At 45.7% G+C, this 17,799-nt stretch carries 18 protein-coding genes; 9 read left to right on the top strand and 9 right to left on the bottom strand.

Annotated elements, in window-relative coordinates:
• Positions 1-57: 57 nt before the first annotated feature.
• Both ACN0QW_RS13915 and ACN0QW_RS13910 read right to left on the bottom strand, forming a co-directional pair.
• On the bottom strand, positions 58-870 hold the full coding sequence (locus tag ACN0QW_RS13915; RefSeq protein ID WP_417432204.1) for a metal ABC transporter ATP-binding protein: 813 nt from the start codon (positions 868-870) through the stop codon (positions 58-60).
• A 21-nt stretch (positions 871-891) separates the two neighbouring features.
• Entirely contained in the window at positions 892-1,875 is a 984-nt protein-coding gene (locus ACN0QW_RS13910) for a metal ABC transporter solute-binding protein, Zn/Mn family (protein ID WP_299378541.1), read from the bottom strand.
• Positions 1,876-2,162: 287 nt separating this feature from the next.
• On the opposite strand from ACN0QW_RS13910, the gene mntR reads away from it, so the two are divergent.
• The 3 genes from mntR (at position 2,163) to ACN0QW_RS13895 (ending at position 5,353) form a co-directional block, all read left to right on the top strand.
• Positions 2,163-2,627: a manganese-binding transcriptional regulator MntR gene (gene mntR / locus ACN0QW_RS13905; protein ID WP_417432203.1), complete on the top strand. Its 465-nt coding sequence runs from the start codon at positions 2,163-2,165 to the stop codon at positions 2,625-2,627.
• 174 nt (positions 2,628-2,801) lie between these two features.
• Positions 2,802-3,407: a superoxide dismutase gene (locus ACN0QW_RS13900; protein ID WP_299378537.1), complete on the top strand. Its 606-nt coding sequence runs from the start codon at positions 2,802-2,804 to the stop codon at positions 3,405-3,407.
• 245 nt (positions 3,408-3,652) lie between these two features.
• Entirely contained in the window at positions 3,653-5,353 is a 1,701-nt protein-coding gene (locus ACN0QW_RS13895; RefSeq protein WP_417432202.1) for a hypothetical protein, read from the top strand.
• 104 nt (positions 5,354-5,457) lie between these two features.
• On the opposite strand, the gene ACN0QW_RS13890 is transcribed toward ACN0QW_RS13895, so the two are convergent.
• Positions 5,458-5,796, bottom strand: a complete 339-nt coding sequence (locus ACN0QW_RS13890) for a hypothetical protein (protein WP_417432201.1) — start codon at positions 5,794-5,796, stop codon at positions 5,458-5,460.
• A 271-nt stretch (positions 5,797-6,067) separates the two neighbouring features.
• Here ACN0QW_RS13890 and ACN0QW_RS13885 point away from each other — a divergent pair, with 271 nt between their 5' ends.
• Entirely contained in the window at positions 6,068-7,270 is a 1,203-nt protein-coding gene (locus ACN0QW_RS13885) for a phosphoglycerate kinase (RefSeq protein WP_417432200.1), read from the top strand.
• A gap of 43 nt (positions 7,271-7,313) precedes the next feature.
• On the opposite strand, the gene ACN0QW_RS13880 is transcribed toward ACN0QW_RS13885, so the two are convergent.
• The 4 genes from ACN0QW_RS13880 to ACN0QW_RS13865 all read right to left on the bottom strand — a co-directional run bounded on the left by ACN0QW_RS13880 (position 7,314) and on the right by ACN0QW_RS13865 (position 11,259).
• Positions 7,314-7,673 carry an AzlD domain-containing protein gene (locus tag ACN0QW_RS13880; protein WP_299378529.1) on the bottom strand — a complete coding sequence of 120 codons (360 nt, stop codon included), beginning with the start codon at positions 7,671-7,673 and terminating at the stop codon, positions 7,314-7,316.
• On the bottom strand, positions 7,670-8,407 hold the full coding sequence (locus ACN0QW_RS13875; RefSeq protein WP_417432199.1) for an AzlC family ABC transporter permease: 738 nt from the start codon (positions 8,405-8,407) through the stop codon (positions 7,670-7,672). Before ACN0QW_RS13875 ends, ACN0QW_RS13880 begins: the two co-directional genes overlap by 4 nt.
• A gap of 120 nt (positions 8,408-8,527) precedes the next feature.
• Entirely contained in the window at positions 8,528-10,096 is a 1,569-nt protein-coding gene (locus ACN0QW_RS13870; protein ID WP_417432198.1) for an ATP-binding protein, read from the bottom strand.
• Complete coding sequence (locus ACN0QW_RS13865; protein WP_417432197.1) at positions 10,096-11,259, bottom strand: DUF2336 domain-containing protein; 1,164 nt, start codon at positions 11,257-11,259, stop codon at positions 10,096-10,098. The genes ACN0QW_RS13870 and ACN0QW_RS13865 overlap by 1 nt, the downstream gene beginning before the upstream one ends.
• 414 nt (positions 11,260-11,673) lie before the next feature.
• Here ACN0QW_RS13865 and ACN0QW_RS13860 point away from each other — a divergent pair, with 414 nt between their 5' ends.
• The 4 genes from ACN0QW_RS13860 (at position 11,674) to ACN0QW_RS13845 (ending at position 15,017) form a co-directional block, all read left to right on the top strand.
• Positions 11,674-11,949: a hypothetical protein gene (locus tag ACN0QW_RS13860; protein WP_417432196.1), complete on the top strand. Its 276-nt coding sequence runs from the start codon at positions 11,674-11,676 to the stop codon at positions 11,947-11,949.
• Between the two features lie 188 nt (positions 11,950-12,137).
• Complete coding sequence (locus ACN0QW_RS13855) at positions 12,138-12,371, top strand: zinc ribbon domain-containing protein (RefSeq protein ID WP_417432195.1); 234 nt, start codon at positions 12,138-12,140, stop codon at positions 12,369-12,371.
• Positions 12,368-12,679, top strand: a complete 312-nt coding sequence (locus ACN0QW_RS13850) for a hypothetical protein (RefSeq protein WP_417432194.1) — start codon at positions 12,368-12,370, stop codon at positions 12,677-12,679. Before ACN0QW_RS13855 ends, ACN0QW_RS13850 begins: the two co-directional genes overlap by 4 nt.
• A 229-nt stretch (positions 12,680-12,908) precedes the next feature.
• The gene (locus ACN0QW_RS13845) at positions 12,909-15,017 is read left to right on the top strand and encodes a methyl-accepting chemotaxis protein (protein ID WP_417432193.1); all 2,109 of its coding nucleotides are present in this window, start codon (positions 12,909-12,911) and stop codon (positions 15,015-15,017) included.
• A 22-nt stretch (positions 15,018-15,039) separates the two neighbouring features.
• Here the strand turns inward: ACN0QW_RS13845 and ACN0QW_RS13840 are convergent, their stop codons facing one another.
• Positions 15,040-15,981: a LysR family transcriptional regulator gene (locus ACN0QW_RS13840; RefSeq protein WP_417432192.1), complete on the bottom strand. Its 942-nt coding sequence runs from the start codon at positions 15,979-15,981 to the stop codon at positions 15,040-15,042.
• Positions 15,982-16,078: 97 nt separating this feature from the next.
• On the opposite strand from ACN0QW_RS13840, the gene speB reads away from it, so the two are divergent.
• Entirely contained in the window at positions 16,079-17,041 is a 963-nt protein-coding gene (speB, locus tag ACN0QW_RS13835; RefSeq protein WP_417432191.1) for an agmatinase, read from the top strand.
• Between the two features lie 35 nt (positions 17,042-17,076).
• On the opposite strand, the gene ACN0QW_RS13830 is transcribed toward speB, so the two are convergent.
• On the bottom strand, positions 17,077-17,793 hold the full coding sequence (locus ACN0QW_RS13830) for a hypothetical protein (protein WP_417432190.1): 717 nt from the start codon (positions 17,791-17,793) through the stop codon (positions 17,077-17,079).
• Positions 17,794-17,799: the final 6 nt, after the last annotated feature.

The following is a 17,799-nucleotide window of genomic DNA, read 5'->3' as shown; positions in this document are numbered from 1 at the left end:
TGGCGTTTCTGGTGGTATTTTCTGGTTTTTAATGTGTTCTGGGTCTTCAGGTTAGGATCACTGGCCTGCGAGAGACATCAACCCGGACAATTCTGAAGGTGCAAGGCGGCCACCGTAGGCGCGTTGTAAGTTTTCAGAGGTAAAGGCCTCGTGCATTGGGCCACTGGCCACTGGCCTGACATTAAGAATAAGCGCGTGATCGAAATAATCCGGGGCCGATTGAAGATCATGGTGAACACAGATTACCGTTTTTCCCTGATCTTTTAGCTTTTTCAAAACATTGATAATGGCACGTTCTGTCGCGGCATCGACACCGACAAAAGGTTCATCCATGAAATAAAGCAATGCGTCCTGTGCCAGTGCGCGGGCAAGAAAAACACGTTGTTGTTGCCCGCCAGATAGCTGTCCGATCTGCCGATCTGCGAAATCGACCATCCCGACTTTCTCTAAATAAGATAGGGCCTGTTCTTTATGGCCTTTTCGAACGGGTTTCAGCCAGCCAATCTCACCGTAAAGTCCCATGGTGACAACATCAAGCGCAGAGGCGGGGAAATCCCAGTCCACACTGCCCCTTTGAGGGACGTATCCGATAAGCTTGCGTTGCTTGTCCACGGGCTTACCGTAAACGGTGATTTCCCCCGATAGTTTCGGGATCAAGCCAAGGGCAGCTTTGATGAAGGTTGACTTCCCGGCCCCATTGGGGCCTACGACCGCGACCAACCCTTTCTCCGGCGCAATAAACGAGAGATCCCAGACCACTGGCTTGTGGTGATAGGCAACAGAAAGTCCTTCGATTGCCAAGGGGGCTTTCTTTGCGACTTCTGAGTTGAGGGATGTACTCGGTTGCAATTTCAATAGTTTCGCGATCATCAGAAAGTTTCCTGTACAGCCTTAGTTAGCTGTGTGTTGGGTCAAGGTCAATTGTTTGCTCATGCCAGCTAGCGGTGCTTCGCCCCCAAGGGCACGGCTAATTACCGTCGCATTGTGATCAAGCATGCCGATATAGGTGCCTTCGTAGGTTCCCGCAGGCCCCATAGCATCGGAAAAAAGCGTGCCCCCGATTGTTATGTTATGACCACGAGCTTTAGCGCCTTCAATTAAAGCTTTTACATTTCGATCGGCTACAGAACTTTCAACAAAAACGGCGCTGATCTTACGTGTCACGATAAGGTCAACAAGGGTTTCAATCTTTTTTAATCCTGCTTCACTTGCGGTGCTTAACCCCTGAATGCCGACAACTTCAAAGCCGTATGCTTTGCCAAAATAGTTAAAAGCATCATGAGCAGAGATAACAACTCGCTCGTTCGAAGGAACAGTTGCAAGAACAGTTTCTACATATCCATTAAGCTGTTCCAGTTTGATCAAATATTCGGCGGCATTTTTGTCGTAGAAATCGGCGTTTACTGGGTCGTGCTTTTTAATAACATCAAGTGCTTTACTGGTCACGGCCATCCACTTTCGGACATCCATCCAAACATGGGGATCGTTTTTGTTTTCGTAATCCTGACTGGTTAATAGCAGAGATTCATTGATCGTTTCTGCCAAAGGAATCACTGGCTTCTTTGTGGCCATACGCTCTAGGGCGTCCTCCATTTGGGCTTCTAGATAGAGACCATTATAGAGAACAATGTCGGCCTTGGTTAGGGCGGCAACATCGTATCTGTTCATCCGATAGGTGTGAGGGTCAACGCCTTCGCCCATCAGGCTGTCGACTTCCATCTTATCCCCGACGATATGGCTGACGACATCGGCAATCTGAGCAATGGTGGTAACAACAACGGGTTTATCAGCTTTGGCGAGCTGACCAGATGCGATGAGCATCGCTGCTGCTAAGATAGTCTTTGTTACAAAGGTAAACGATTTAAATAACATCATTTGTTTCTTCTGTCCGTTTGCTTTTGGGTCTTTGGGTGAGAGGGAATCGATTCGCGTAGATGGGCAATGTTATGTTGCTGATGGGCTAATTTGTAGCCTAGGCTACATTTGGTGTCAATAGCGTAATAATTGGCGTGTGCCTTCTTATGTTTCGTATGGGCCTAAAAAGAAATTTTTAAAGAATAGATGAAAGAGCTTGCTCTTTTACATACGGGATTCTTTAAGGTAAGTAAGGGGCGAAGCAGAGTTGATCTTAAGATGAATGGCGGAAGGTTATATTTAAGTCCATGGCATCAGTTACTGACCAGGGAAACGCTGAATCGAACTTAGAGTTAGAAGATGCAGAACAACAGGCTGCAAAGTTTGAGCGTGTCCGCGAAGCCCATAAAACAGAAGTCGCTGAAGATTACGTAGAATTGATTGATGATTTGATCAATGTGAATGGTGAGGCGCGAGTCGTTGAACTGGCTGAACGTATGGGCGTCAGTCACGCGACCGTTAATAAGATAATCCAACGCCTACAGCGCGAGGGATTAGTTATTTCTAAGCCTTATCGATCGATTTTCTTGACGGAGGAGGGGCGTGAAATGGCTTTGGCTGCACGCCGTCGGCATGAAATTGTCGTTCGTTTTTTGAAGGCCGCCGGCGTCAGTGATGCAACGGCAGAGATTGACGCCGAGGGTGTGGAACACCATGTGAGTGAGGAGACACTTAAATGTCTTTCTGCTTTAACACTTAAGATCGAGAAATAAATAGCCTTTCGCTTGAATGTCCCGTTTATCTGTTCCCGATTTTCTTTTCTTTTTGATTATTCGGAACTGAAAATCATATAGATGCGGTTTTCGCTTTTGAAACAGGGGGGAAACGGGCTAAAGTGCGGCAGAAATTCGAACACTGAAACGAAACTAAAGAATTGGGGAAATCTCATGGCTCTTGAATTACCAGCCCTTCCATATGCTTACGATGCACTGGGACCATACATGTCTGCAGAAACTCTTGAGTTTCACCATGACAAACACCATAACGCCTATGTTGTAAATGGTAACAAACTTCTCGAAGGTTCAGACCTAGAAGGTAAGTCCCTTGAAGAGATCGTTAAAGGCTCTTTTGGCGATGCGTCTAAAGCGGGCATTTTTAACAATGCTGCACAGCACTGGAACCATATTGAGTTCTGGAACATGATGAAGCCAAATGGCGGTGGCGCTATTCCTGGTGAACTTGAAAAGAAAATCATCGAAGACTTCGGTAGTGTTGATCAGTTCAAAGCTGACTTCGTAAATGCTGGTGTGACACAGTTCGGTTCCGGTTGGTGCTGGCTTGTGCTCGACGACAGCGGCAAGCTTGCTGTGACCAAAACAGCAAATGGCGAAAATCCATTGGTAACTGGTGGTCACGCGCTTCTTGGTTGTGATGTGTGGGAACACTCTTACTACATCGATTACCGCAATGCGCGCCCTGATTACGTAAAAGCGTTTGTTGATAGTCTTGTAAATTGGGAATACGTTGCTGAACGCTTTTCAAAAGCGGGCTAATTCCGGTAACAGATAATGAAAAACGGTCCGTTTGTCGGGCCGTTTTTTATATGTAATCAGGTGACTTCTCTTGGGGAGCATTATCTGATCAGATAGAATTTGAACAGGAATTTCATTGGAAAGATCAAGGTGGTTTTCTTTCCCGGATCTTCCTGTTATTTTGCCAATACTTTTTAAAGTGCGTTTGAACCAATTTAGTTGCCAGACAGAAGAAGATTCTGTGTGAGATGAGGAAAGTAAGTCGTATGAGAGCATTAGGGCGTATTGCCGGAACGATGGTGGCTATTGTGGCTGGTTTCAGCTCTCTGGCAGGAACAGTTCATGCTCAGGATATGGTCGGAGAGCCAGCTCCTAATCAACTTATTGCGTTTGATGGATTAGAGTATGCGGGGGCCGCGAAAGTTTTTGAACTTTCTGCTGACCAGCTTTATTCTTTTGTTCCTTCTCTGGGTGATCTTTCTGGTCGCGTTTCTTCTGTGAAGCTTGGTTCCCAAGTTGGGGCTTTGTTTTTCGAAGGACCGTTGTTTCAAACCACTGATAAATCCTGTTCCCCGCTTTTAGGGAGTAAAGAAGAACCTCATCTGTTGTGGCAGGGGGCATCTGCTGACTTGGTTCCGCTAAAGCGTGTAAATGATGCACCGGTTTCAATGGCGGCTCCGAAAGATGATACCTATTCATCCATGATTATTTATCGCCGAGACATGGGGCCTCCACCGGGAATTCTTATGTTGCAGCGTTTGAATACCTATAGCCGTGGCTGTGCAAATGTTCTTGAACAGTTGAACTACAGACGCGCCTTTATTCCTGCATGGGACAAAGGGCGTACGGGATATTGCCAAAACCTGGTTGGTCCAACGACCTATGCCGGAGAACGTGGAACCTTTCGATTTAACGATAGTGACCAGCTGATCTTTATGCATCCCGACGGGATGGATGGGGCTTATCAGTCCGTTCGCCACCGCGTGCGGGCAACATTATATGATTTCCCTGATTGTCAGGGAAATCACGTTACGTTTCCTTTCAAAGCAGAGAGTATTCGCAAATTTAATCTTGCTGATTATGGCTATAAAGGGCGTGCTCGTTCTGTAAAAGTTGAATATGTATCCGGTCCGGCTGCCTCCATATCAGGGTTAGCCGTTGCAAGTTCTGCTCCTAAGACCGTTGTTGCAAAAGAGCCTGCCGGGCAAAATGTTGCTTCTCCATCTGTGTCTGTGCAATCAGCAACGCCAACAGCCGAAGTTCCCACTGTGAAGCAGGGGGCCGAAGTACAGCAGTCTGCAGCCTTACAAAATGCTGCTCTTAAAGCGGAGACTTCAGCCGTAGAGCCGCAAACATTTGTGGCGCCTGAGCCCCAGACGTTCTCTGCCCCCGCACCTCAGACGTTTACGGCACCCGAACCGGGGACAACATTTCAAGCTCCAGCATATAGCCCTGCGGATTCTGATCTTGTAGCGGCTGGCATTACCCCGGCAGGTGATGATGCTTTGATACCTAAGCCAACTCAGGCGACAGAGGGTGAGCTTCAACGGCAGGCGATTACATCTCAATCTGAAAACCCGTTGTTTACGTCGTCTTATCAGTTGTTTGAAGCGAAACCCGCCGAAAATGTTGAAAGTCAACCTTTGGGCTCGGAAACGTCACCTGATCAAGGAAGTTTGCCGACAGAAACCGCACAACGATTTGTTAGTCCAACGGCAGTTGGAGGGACGACCTATGAGTTCCCTGTTTTTGATGCTTATCGCCTGAACTACTGTCTAACTCCTGGAACGAATTGTGGCGAGCCTGCTGCCGTTGAATGGTGTAAGAAAAAAGGTCATGGAACGGCTGTTGCCTGGGTCAGGGATGATAACATTGGCTCTCTTTTTCCGACCATCAACATGGGGTCCAAAGAAATTTGTTCAAGCTATCGCTGTGATGGTTTCAAAGAGCTAACGTGTGGTAATTAAAGGCTAGTTTTAAATCCCCTATAAGTGTCGAAAGTCAGTATCTCATTTTATAAGGGATTTTTTTGGAGGGGTTGACTAATTTCTGGCTTGCCGTGTTCTCAATGTTAAACCTTGGGCATCGTTCGATATATTTCAGCAAGTAATGCAGTGTGTTTATCAATAGCTTCCGGGCCTTGTTCTGGTCCGTCATAAAGGCCGAGCTCTTTTAATAGAATGAAAAAGCCATTGCGTGGAATAGCTGGCTCCCCTCGACTGACTGCCACAGGGACGAGTGAAAGAGCGCCGTTTTGATGGTCTTGCCGGAGTATGTCTTCCAGTACATTTGTTAATTTATGAATAATTTGCGGACCAGGAATTTCAGCTTCGATAGCAAGCATACGATAGCTAATGGTTTGATGTTTGCGAGCTGTGTTCTCTAGAACAGTCCTGATCTTTTGTTCCACGTGTGCCATCCTTCTCGCAATAGTCCCTTTGGGTCGATTTTTTGGTTTCAGTATTGATATATCCGGAATTGATGTATCCAAATATCTGGCTTTCCCAAATTGCTGGAATTCCAATGCCTATGACCATTCATGCTGTTTATATCCTGATTTCTCGAACAGGGCTATAGTATCCACTTCTTGCTTGAATTTGATGGGGTGACTCTGTACGACTTCCTTTAAATAAAAAACGATTTGGGCGCCAGAAGTCTTATAAGAACAACAGGAAGTAAGCATGACTCAATTTCAAACTATTGACGATCTTCAGTTGAGCGGAAAGCGTGCGCTTGTCAGGGTGGATTTTAATGTTCCGATCCGGGACGGAAAAATTACTGATAACAGTCGTATCGTGCGGGTTTTGCCAACAATTCGGGATTTGAAGGCTCAAGGCGCACAAATAATCCTAATGGCTCATTTCGGACGCCCAAAAGGTAACGTCGTTCCTGAAATGAGTTTGGCGCCCGTTGCTCAGGGCCTTTCCGATGCCTTAGGTGGTGAAAAAATTGCCTTCGCAAATGATTGTATTGGTACCGAAATTAGTGCGCAGGTCGACGCGTTAGAAAATGGTGACATCATTATGCTTGAGAACCTTAGGTTTCACGCAGGTGAAGAGGCAAATGATTCTTCCTTCGCGCAAGAGCTTGCAAAGCTTGGGGATGTTTACATCAACGATGCTTTTTCTGCTGCACATCGCGCACATGCTTCTACTGAAGGGCTGGCACGCTTACTTCCTGCAGCGGCAGGACGTTTGATGCAAACGGAACTGGAGCATCTGACACAGGCGCTAGGGCAACCAAAACGCCCTGTTGCTGCGCTGGTCGGTGGGGCGAAGGTATCTACCAAACTGGAGTTGCTTAGTAATCTGGTGGGACGAGTTGATGTGCTGGTTATTGGCGGTGGTATGGCCAATACCTTTTTGAATGCGCAAGGAGTCGAAATTGGCCGTTCTCTTTGTGAACATGAAATGGCGGATACAGCACGGGCTATTCTCAAGGAAGCTGAGGCACAAGGTTGTAAGGTAATGTTACCATCTGATGTTGTCGTCGCAGAGACTTTGGCGGAAAATGTACCAACATCTACTGTTGGGGCTTCTGCTGTTCCTGAGAATCAAATGATCTTGGATGCAGGGCAACAAACCGCGCATGAAATCATTGCTGAATTGGAAAATTGTAAGACACTGGTTTGGAACGGTCCGCTTGGCTGTTTTGAAACAGAGCCATTTGATGCTGCCACTAATTCAGTGGCTCAAGCCGCAGCCGCTCTAACGGTATCTGGTGATCTCCTAACTGTTGCGGGCGGAGGGGATACGGTTGCCGCTTTGGTTCATGCTGGGGTTGATAAGGATTTTTCTTATATTTCAACGGCGGGCGGAGCATTCCTTGAGTGGCTGGAAGGAAAGACACTTCCTGGGGTAAAGGCATTGGAAGACGCAGCTTAATAAGTTGTGAGTAGGTTAAACTGTACCTTTAGCTGGGGCCTTTTTATAGCGGCCCCAGTCTTGCCATTAGAACCAGTGCTACGGCTCCCGCAGTTACTCCGGCGAGTAGGTTTTTTCGAGTCAGAAAAAAGACAGCTAGAGAAATGATTGTGGCACCGGCACGTTGTTCTAATCCCAATTCAGCCAATGGGCCGATGGGTAAAAGGATCATCCGAGCAATTAGCCCTGCGAGTAATGCGTAGGCAACGCATGTAACCCAGCGGAAAATGGCGCTGTCTTTATCCATTTTGCCTGATACGGCAACGCCCAGTCCTCGCCAAAAATAAGTAACGGCTGCAGCGACACCCAATGCAGCCATGGGGGCCATAAAATCCGAACTTAGAAAGCTGTCTAATCCATTCATGATGATTGAGCTTTTTTGAATCTGTGCTCGCTGATTAGGAAGGCAATTGTGCCAGCAACCAACCCAGTTATGAGCAAGCTCCAATTGGGTGTGAATAAAAAGGTTAGTGGACCTAGAATTGCGCCTAAAATTAAGGCTGTTGGTCGGCCGGGTTGTGTGAAATCAGCAAGAAAAACCAGCATAAAGTAAACGGGGTTTAGGAACACCAAACCCATTGTAACTTCGGCGGGAAGCACACCAGGAAGGTGATATCCAACGAAGGTTGCGAGCATGCAAATGGACCACAAAGGGATGACAAAGCCTGTGAAGTAGGGAAGGCGTTGTTCTTCGGGTAATTTGGGACACAGTTTCATTGCAGCAGCCCACCCTGTGACCGCGATAAAATTGCTCATGAAGTAGTAAACAATTTTTGGCGTTTTTTTGTTGCGTATAAAGGGCATCAAGACAATTGTCATGGGCATTAATCGGCAATTAATCAGACCAACTGCGGCGGCAATAGCAAACAGCGAGGCATTGATCGCATAAAGTTCCATTGTCGCAATTTGCCCCGGAATAGCCCAGTTTACAGCCGTTGAGATCAAGGCATGCCAAACTTCCAGACCAGTTTCACTGACTAGGGCGCCAAACCCCATATAGGTACTGCCTAAAATGAGAGCTGGTATGGAGAGAGCATCTTTTGCTCCCTGAATATAGGCGGCTCTGGTGGAGCCAAAATTAACAGGTGTATGTTGCATACCCGGCTTTAGACTCCGGACTAAAAGAAGAGAGCAAAAGCCTAGCACAGGGGAATGAAGGGACGCATCTGTTTTGTGCAGTGCGAAACCAACTGGGTTAGATTCGTGTTGATAAGTGCTTTAAGAGGGTAGGATTCTGGATCCGGGAAGTACACATTTTACAGAAGTTCCTTTGCCGGGATCACTGGTCATTTCAAGTTCACCGCCGTGAAGCCTGATGAGACCTTGTGCTAATGGAAGGCCAAGGCCTGTACCGTCAAACTGTCGACTTAAAGTACTGTCGATTTGGGCAAATGGCTCAAAAGCTTTTGGTATATCCTCTTCGGACATACCGATTCCGGTATCCATAACGACAAATTCGAAATCACCGACGTCATTCACCCCGCCTGCAAGTTCAACGGTCCCGCCCGAAGGCGTGAATTTAACTGAATTCGCGAGTAGATTGATCAGTACCTGTTTCAGCTTTCGTTGGTCTGCATAAATAAGCGGAAGCTTTGACGGTAGGGACAGTTTCAGTTTCAAACCCGCATTTTCAGCGCGCTCTATCATCAGGCGCTGGACTGAAACTGCTAATTTGAGAGGATCTGTCGCATCTTCTAAGAGTTCGAGCTTCCCTGCCTCAATCTTTGCAACGTCCAGAATGTCGTTGATCACGCTTAACAGGTGGCGGGCAGAGGTGTGAATATCGTGGGAATATTCATGATACTGTTTGTTACCAAGAGGTCCCAAAAGCTGAGATGACATCATCTCGGAGAAGCCGATGATAGCGTTTAGTGGTGTGCGAAGCTCGTGACTCATATTAGCTAGAAATTCAGACTTAGCCCGATTGGCGACTTCAGCTGTTTCCTTAGCTGTTCTCAGTGCGCCTTGCTGGTGTTGCTGTTCTGTAACATCTCGGGCACTTCCCCGGTAACCGGCATAGGTACGATTGTCATTGTTGTAAAAGGCTAGGCCACTGACTAGGAACAACCGCTCTTCGCCGGACCGGCTCAGGATTGAGAGTTGTTCGTCCCTGAATGGTTTGTGGGTATCTGCTGCGGATGTATTCGGGAAGACATGATCTGGCTCTTCGACGATCAGGTCTTTGATGCTACGCCCCAGAAGCTCACTTGGGTGGTACCCTAGGGCTTTTTGTACCTGTGGGGACACGTAGGTAAAATTCAGATTTTTATCTGTTTCCCACGTCCAGTCTGAAACCAGCCTGCTCATATCATTCAGACGGCCCTGTACAGACGTTAAAACCTCTTTTAGACGGGCGTTTTCGTCATAAGGGCTAAGAACAACAGCTGTTGCGCCAGAATGATTTTTGATGCCATTTATATAGTGATAGGAAGCTAAATAGTGTTGGACTTTCTTGTTGATGACAATGGTATATTCATCGGGGTTGCTTCCGCCAGCTGATTTGATTGCTTCTATTTCTGCTGGACTATAAGGAGGGGCAATAGCATTTTCTATTAACCCGGCATCTTCCATTTCTACGGCGATTGTTTCATAGGCGGTATTGGCAAATATAACCTGACCTTCATTACTTATGACGCACGTTGGAGGGCCGTTATGAACAATGTCATTTTTAAGGGCAGAAATAATTTCCAGCGAGCTGCTCAAATTATGAGGAAGACCGACGCTTTTATTCTTCGTATCGCGATCCTTGGGGAGCTTTACGATACGGCCTTTTGTTTCTTTTACCATCACGACGCTTTTGCCCCGCTAGCTGCTTTTTCTTCGGGCGAGGCTGCATCGATTCCGCTTATGGCGTCTTGATATTTGGGATCCATACGCCAGGAATCTGTAATTAACTGAGCGTCATCTTTGTTGACTTTATCATAGATTAACATTGCTCGGGAAAGGTCGCGGGGATCTGTGGTTTGTCCACGAGGATTACCTTTGCGGCTAAGTAAAAAGATCGTCGCGAACGTTTGTTTGGGAATCCCCATTGCGAGGCATAGAATAGCAATACCTTCGCCCTTCGTTTCATAAAGTGCTTTTCTTAGACCGCCCGGGCGAAAGCCGCTCATTTCACAGAACATACTTTCGAACAATTCAATTTCCCCCTGACGAAGAGATTGAACCAGACTTTCTACGGTAAGCAGGTTATTTTGTTTTAGCTTTTGCGCGAGCTTTGTCGAAGGGGCATGCGGCGTTGGCTTTATTCTATCTTGGTCAACAAGTTTATGAACGCCAGATTGTATCTTGTTATCTATGTCCTGAATATCAACTGGGAAATTCTTGAGAATATGTGATCTTAGGGCTGCTGATACCCACCAATACATGCGTTCTGCAAGGTGTATAGGTAAATCTTCTCTGTTGATTAGGGGCTCTTGGAAATCATCAATGCGCCGGGATTGATCGGCCAGATACTCTAACGTTAGTTCTGAAATAGATGCGTTTTTGTTTTCAAGGAGTGTTTTGATAACGTCTTTTTTGCCCGTATTGATCAAGGCATCAGAAACTTCGCTGCTTAATTCATTCCGGAGTGCGATAGAGAGTTGATGTTGATGAGTCCGAGATTTGATAATGTCGACCAGATCTTGATCTTTTAAGATATCGCTATTCATTAAGATCGGGCGAGCAACTTCGATGTCGTCGTTCGCAAGCATTAGAATCAGCTCATGAGGAACGGTCTTGGTTGCGGCAAGTTCCTCGCTTAGGGCCTGGCGGACCAACTGTTCTACATCGCTGATCAGTTTACCCAAGATGTCCGTCATCAAGGCTCTCTCTAATTCAGAAAGAGCGACCTCTTCTTCTGAAAAAAGATGGCCGATTGTCCGCGCAAGCGCTTCTCTGCCTTTGACCGAGCGGTCTAGAGCCATTGAGAGCAACTTTTGCAAGTTATTATCCTGGTTTTCCGGCAAGGGAACCCCCGCTTCCTTTTACCCCGGTGCGCTACTTGCGCGTTCACAGCCATTATTGACTGCATTAGTCCTTATTGTTGTTAGAGAATCCACACCCATGTAGATTGCTCATAAACAAACAATTACGTCAAAATTTATGAAAATAGTCTTAATTTTTTGGTTAAACTATCCGGCGATATGTATGGGTGTGCATAGTTGATACTAAATATAGTAGTTTATATGCGTAGTTAATGGCAAGTTCTGTGCTGTTAATAAAAATTTCATGGAAAGAATCGGTACTGATAAATTGTAATAAAGAGTTGTGTAATTATTTGACTTTAACTTAATTGCTGTGGGTGCTCATTGTTCTTCACCTAAAAAGAGTATTTTTGTGCAGTTAATATATTGTTTACGGGACGTTGACATAATTCAGATATGAAAATTTCTAATAAAACGGATGCTGGGTTTTTATCAGGTGTAGCGCTGGATGGAGCCGCAAAGCAACAACCGTCGCGACAAGAATCCTCTGAGATCTCCAAAGAAATAGCTCCTGCTCGGCTTGGGCTTCAAAAGGTTCTTCAGCCCTTTACGGGTGACCTTAGAAGCTTTGGCGTTGCCGAACGGCTGAAAGAGTTATTTGATGCAGCAAAATTAGCGGCTGAATCTGGTAAAATACTTCCCCGAGGGTCGTTTTTGAATATTAGAGTATAGTTATTTTTTATATGCTGTATTAAAAAATGAAAATTTTGATCTCTTAATTTTGCTCTTATTTTGTTAAGAGTTACGCATTGTTGAAGCCGTCCTATTTTACGTTTCATATACCTAAGACAACCCACCAACTTTAAGTGTTCTTGCCCTTTGTTCTTGCTCTGGGCTCGCGGTAGGGACATGCTGAGCTCATGAGTAATGATGATCATCTTCATATTCCTGCGGATGCAGCTTTTTCACGTAAAATTCCTGAGCAAGATGACAAGGAACGACTGGTTTGTGATGCCTGTGAATATGTCATTTATGAAAATCCAAAAATCGTTGTCGGGGTTGTCGCTACCTGGCAACAAAAAGTATTGTTGGTTAAAAGGGAAATAGAGCCTCGACGAGGATATTGGGCGCTGCCAGCTGGTTATAGGAGTTGAATGAGACTGCAGACGAGGGCGCAGCCAGAGAGGCTTGGGAAGAAGCCCGTGCAAAATTAAAAATTGATCAGCTTCTCGCTATATACTCTATTCCTCAAATCAGTCAGGTGCAGATTATTTACCGGGCTAAGTTGTCCAAACCGGAAGTATCTGCCGGGCCTGAAAGTCAAGCGGTCGCTCTTTTTGACCGAGATGATATTCCTTGGCGCGATTTGGCATTTCCAACTGTAGAGTGGGCTCTCAATCAACACTATTCCGTTCAGGAAAAAAGCACGTTTCCTCCATTTTCTAATCCCCTTGAAGTCTGAGCTTTGCACGCCTTATTGCCAAATACATTCGCGGTATAGGTATTGGCTATGATTAATATAGGGTTATTTTATACTTAGAGGTTTTTTGATTGTATTTATCTTGAATGTATATTTTTAATAAAAATTTTAAAATATAAGTATTTATTAGTTAGTTGTTAAATAATCCGAATTTACATTTGTGTTTCAGGTCGCGCGATCCCGGGTCGCTAATGCTATGGAGTTCGAGTAAATGCTGTCTAAAGCCCTCACTATTCGTAACAGTCTTTATGCTGTTGCTTTAATTCTAACAGGACTTGTTATCTACCAAGCCGCGACCTCTGTTTTGGATGATTGGCAAGATTATAAGGATACGCAGACAACGCTGGAATATAACAGGGTTGAGGGGCAATTAATTCAAGCCGCAAAGTATTGGGCAGAAGAGCGTTCGTTAACGTCTGTTGCAATTGCATCGAGTCAAGAGATAACGGAGACGGGGCAAAAGAATATTATCAATGCTCGGGAACAAGGGGATGAGAATTTCCTGAAAGCTTTCTCGTGGTTGGAAGCTAATGCAAAGTTTCTTGATAAAGCAGCTGTTTTGGAAGCAGTACAGGCAACTCATACGTTATTAGTCGAGATGCGTCCTGATATAGACACATATATCTCAGTCCCGAAGTTTCAGCGAGATCGCAAGGTAGGGTCTGCGGCAGAGCCCGCCATTACAAGCATGATCATGGCGTCGAAAATACTGAGGGAAAGGTCCTCGTTTCAGCCCAAAAAATCAGGTCCGAATTTTACGATGGTACAGCGCTTAAAAGAAAGTGCCTGGGTCATGAGTGAGTATGCGAGTCGAGAAAAAGCGGGTTTGGCCTATGCGATCTCTAAGAAGGTCAAATTGCGGGGGACACGTTTAAAGAACTTCTATACCGATCGCGGACGGTTGGAGAACGCGTGGCAGAATTTTCTTGTTTATACAAACAAGCCAGAGGCTGCAGAAAAAATTACCGGTGTGATGACCGAACTGGAAGCTGGTTTCTTTGCAAAGGATCAGTTCGAAGGCTTGCGTGAGACTGTTTTCAAAAAGGGTATACGTGGCACTGACTATCCGATTGATGAGGCAACGTGGTCTAAAACAGCCGAAAGTGCGATCAGTCCTCTCTGGGATTTGGTGGATGTAACAACAATTACTTCAGGAGAATTAGCAAATACTGCCGCAACGGAAAGCTGGAATCGTATGGTTACGGCGTTGATTATCTTGGTTGTTGGTGTCGTTGCTGGCCTGGTTTCATTTTGGATTGTTGCCATGCGAGTGATCTTCCCTGTGAAGTCGATTACATCGTCTATGCAAGAGTTGGTTGATGGTAATCTGGACGTTGAGATCCGAGGGGCAAGCGGTCATGATGAGATTGCTGATATGGCTAAGGCCGTTCTGGTGTTTAGAGACAATGCAATTGCCGTTAAAAAACTGGAAGAAGAACGCAAGGAAGTTGAGAAGCGAAACGAACAAGAAAAACGACAGGCTATGGTCGAACTTGCTGATCGCTTCGAGAGCGAAGTGAAGGGGATTGTTCAAACTGTTTCGTCTGCGGCAACGGAGATGAGAAGTACCTCAGAAGGGATGCAAGAAACAGCTGGTAACACATCTCAACAGGCTGTGGCCGTAACCTCTGCTTCAGAACATGCCACGGGTAATGTGCAGACTGTGGCTGCTGCGGCTGAAGAACTTTCAAGTTCGATTAATGAAATCAGCCGACAGGTCAGTCAGTCGACAAGTATTGCAGGTGATGCTGTCGCCAGAGCTGAAGATGCTAACACACAGGTTTCAGGGTTGTTAGAGGCTTCAACCAAAATTGGGGAAGTGATCAAGTTAATTTCAGATATCGCGGAACAAACGAATTTGCTTGCTTTAAATGCCACGATTGAAGCTGCCCGTGCAGGTGATGCTGGAAAAGGCTTTGCTGTGGTTGCAAGTGAAGTGAAGAGTCTCGCGACACAGACAGCCAAAGCAACCGATGAAATTGCGCAACAGGTAACGGGTATTCAAGGGGCTACAGATACAGCGGCTGATGCCATCGGTAAAATTACAGGCACTATTGAGCAAATAAATGAAATTACGTCTTCGGTGGCTGCGGCGGTAGAAGAGCAAGGGGTGGCGACGCTTGAGATATCGCGTAATGTTCAAGAGGCCGCGACAGCTACGGGTGAAGTGTCTTCTACTATTTCAGATGTCACAAGCGGTGTAGAAGAAACGGGTCGATCAGCACAGGATGTTTTAAGTGCAGCATCAGAGCTTTCACGACAGTCTGAAATGCTTAATACACAGGTTGATGATTTTATTCATCAAATCCGTGAGGCCTAAGGTTTTTTTATCCCTTAGGTATTCAGTTAAAAGGGACCTTGGTTATAGCAGGGTCCTTTTTCTTTTCTGTGGCCAAACAAGTAGCCAAGCACTGTTTGAAAGCTTTAAGGACGGGTGATGCATGTGTACCTGCCCTAACAATTAATTCAAATGTTGATTCATAGCCAAGTCCTTGGGGATTGAGCGCTTTCATGTCACCCCTTTCTACCCATTTCTGAGCGAGATGGTCAGGAAGATGAGCAATGAAATGACCAGAAAGAACAAGATAAACAAGTCCCTCCATTTGATAAGAAAGGGCACCTGATCCTGCTGTTTTGATGTTTGATGGGTGAGGTCGTCCAGCCGTATATCCACGTTGAGCCACCTTGTATTTAACCAAATCCTGAAGGCTGAGTTTGTCCGTGTTAGTGTTGAAAAGAGGATGTTTTGAACTGCAGTACAGTATCTGATTTTCCGTAAACAGTGGTTGGTAAAGAAGGCCGGGAAGTTGCTTGGGAAAGGCGCCGATTGCAATATCCAGACGTTGGTCAAGTACTTCTCTTTCTAATAAATTAGGAGAAAGAATACTGACCGCAGTTTCTATTTTGCCCTTCATGTTAAAAAGCTGGTGCAAACTTTGGGAAATCGAAGGGTTTGGGTGGGTCACCAGATTATCTGCGATGCCTAACAAAAGCTTGCCACTAAGCTCTTGTCGCAGATCATGAATTTCGTTGTTAAAGCCATCAATCTGACTAAAAAGTGTTTTAGCTGCGCTATAAACACGTTCCCCTTCCTTTGTGAGTGAAAAGCCCGACCGGCCCCGTTGACATAGGCGCATACCAAGTCGGGTTTCCAAATCTGACATTTGAATGCTAATTGTCGAGATGCTGATATTCAACTCGGCCTGGGCCTGTGAAAAACCACCACAGTCGGCAACCGTCAGGAATACGCGAAGTTGGCGAAGGTCCAAATTGTCAATTTTCATAGTTTGATAATTCTCAAAGTAATATTTGTTATTTAATGATTTTATTAAGTTACTCGCAGGGTGACACTAAAGGCGAGATTTATTTTGGGAGGCAAGAATGAGTAAATTAACGGAATTACCACCAGATGGAATGGACATGCCACGATTCAGTGGCATTGCGACATTTATGAGACTGCCTCATGTTTCTGATATTACTGGTTATGATATTGGCATCATTGGTGTCCCATGGGACGCAGGGGTTACTAACCGACCTGGTACACGGCATGGACCTCGTCAGCTTAGGGATATGTCTAGCCTGATCCGTCGATATAACGGAGCAACCTGGGTCGCACCCTTTGATGATTGTCGAATTGCTGATTTTGGGGATGTAAAAGTTAATCCTGTCGATCTTGATGTGACAATGCAACGTGTCACCGATTATATGGCGAGTGTTCGTAAAGCTGGTGTCATGCCGATGGTTGCTGGCGGGGATCATATGATTTCGTTGCCAATTCTCCGCGGGCTTGTCGCAGATAGCGGTCCTGTGGGGATGGTGCATTTTGATGCCCATATGGATGTGAATGACAGTTATTTTGGCGGAAGTAAACTTACCCATGGAACGCCGTTCCGCCGCGCAATAGAAGAGGGATTGCTTGACCCCAAGCGTGTTGTGCAGGTTGGCATTCGCGGATCACGTTATGATCGTTCTGATGAAGAATATGCGCAAGAAGTTGGCATAAGGGTTATTACTATCGAAGAGTATTTTGACCTTGGAATTCAAAAGGTCATTAAAGAAATTCATCGTGTGGTCGGCGACGAAAGAGCCTATGTGACCTTTGATATTGATGCTTTGGACCCCTGTTATGCACCAGGAACGGGAACCCCGGAAATTGGTGGTTACACCCCTTTTGATGCTCAGGTGATGATCAGATCTCTCGGAGATTTGAACTTGATTGGCGCGGACTTGGTTGAAGTTTCTCCGCCCTTTGATCAATCGGGGGGAACGGCAATCGTTGGCGTCAATCTTATGTTCGAGCTGATTTGTGTGCTGTCTCAAGCACAGTGCCGACAAAGGGGATAATCTCAAATGTGAAACGGTTGTTTGGCGCAGGCAGTCTAAGGTTTCTTGGTTGCAAAGGCCAAACGGAATTGTTGCATCAGCAGTCTTGTTAGCTGCCACCCCTGTAGAGCTTGTTGGTTAGTTTGCTTGTTACAATAGGTCTTTTCTTGATTGGTTGCTTCGGTATATGAAGTTTTAATACGAGATGTATCCGGGTTTTCCGGGTACCGCATTTTCATGGCATTGGTTAGTGCTTCATAGCCAACCCGTAACTGTTCTTCGTATTCGGGCAAAAGGTGCTTACAAACCGCATTTGTACCAGCGGCTGCGGCGATAATAGTTATCCGTTGTTCGTCGAACGCATGGTCGCTGACGTTTTGTTCAAAGACCTTACCCGTTAGCTTGAAATTCAGGTCCCGTGCTTTTTGGAGTGAGCTTTGGATGAAATCCAATGATTCCTGATCACATTTGAAGCGCTCATCTTTTGAGGTCTGGTGTGCTGTCCCACGAATCATTGTCAGAACGGGAGAGCCGGTAAAGATTTTATTGAGAGAAAAGTCGAGTAGATATTGATGCCAATAATACTCTCGGGTTTCTACCGGGGAAAGAAGCAGACATCTTTCCTCTAATGCTAGCCCCGTCGCTATTTTTCCGTATTCAGTGATGACTTCGTTTGAATCAAGCTGCTTATTTTGTTCTGCATAACTGGCAGATAATAAAGACGTGATAACAGAAAAAGCAGCACAGATAAGAACGAGATATTTTTTGAACACGGAAGA

Source organism: Kiloniella sp. (genome assembly GCF_048259265.1).
GTDB lineage: Bacteria > Pseudomonadota > Alphaproteobacteria > Kiloniellales > Kiloniellaceae > Kiloniella.
Note: the sequence above shows the minus strand (reverse complement) of the source record. Positions and strands in the feature narration are given on the sequence as shown.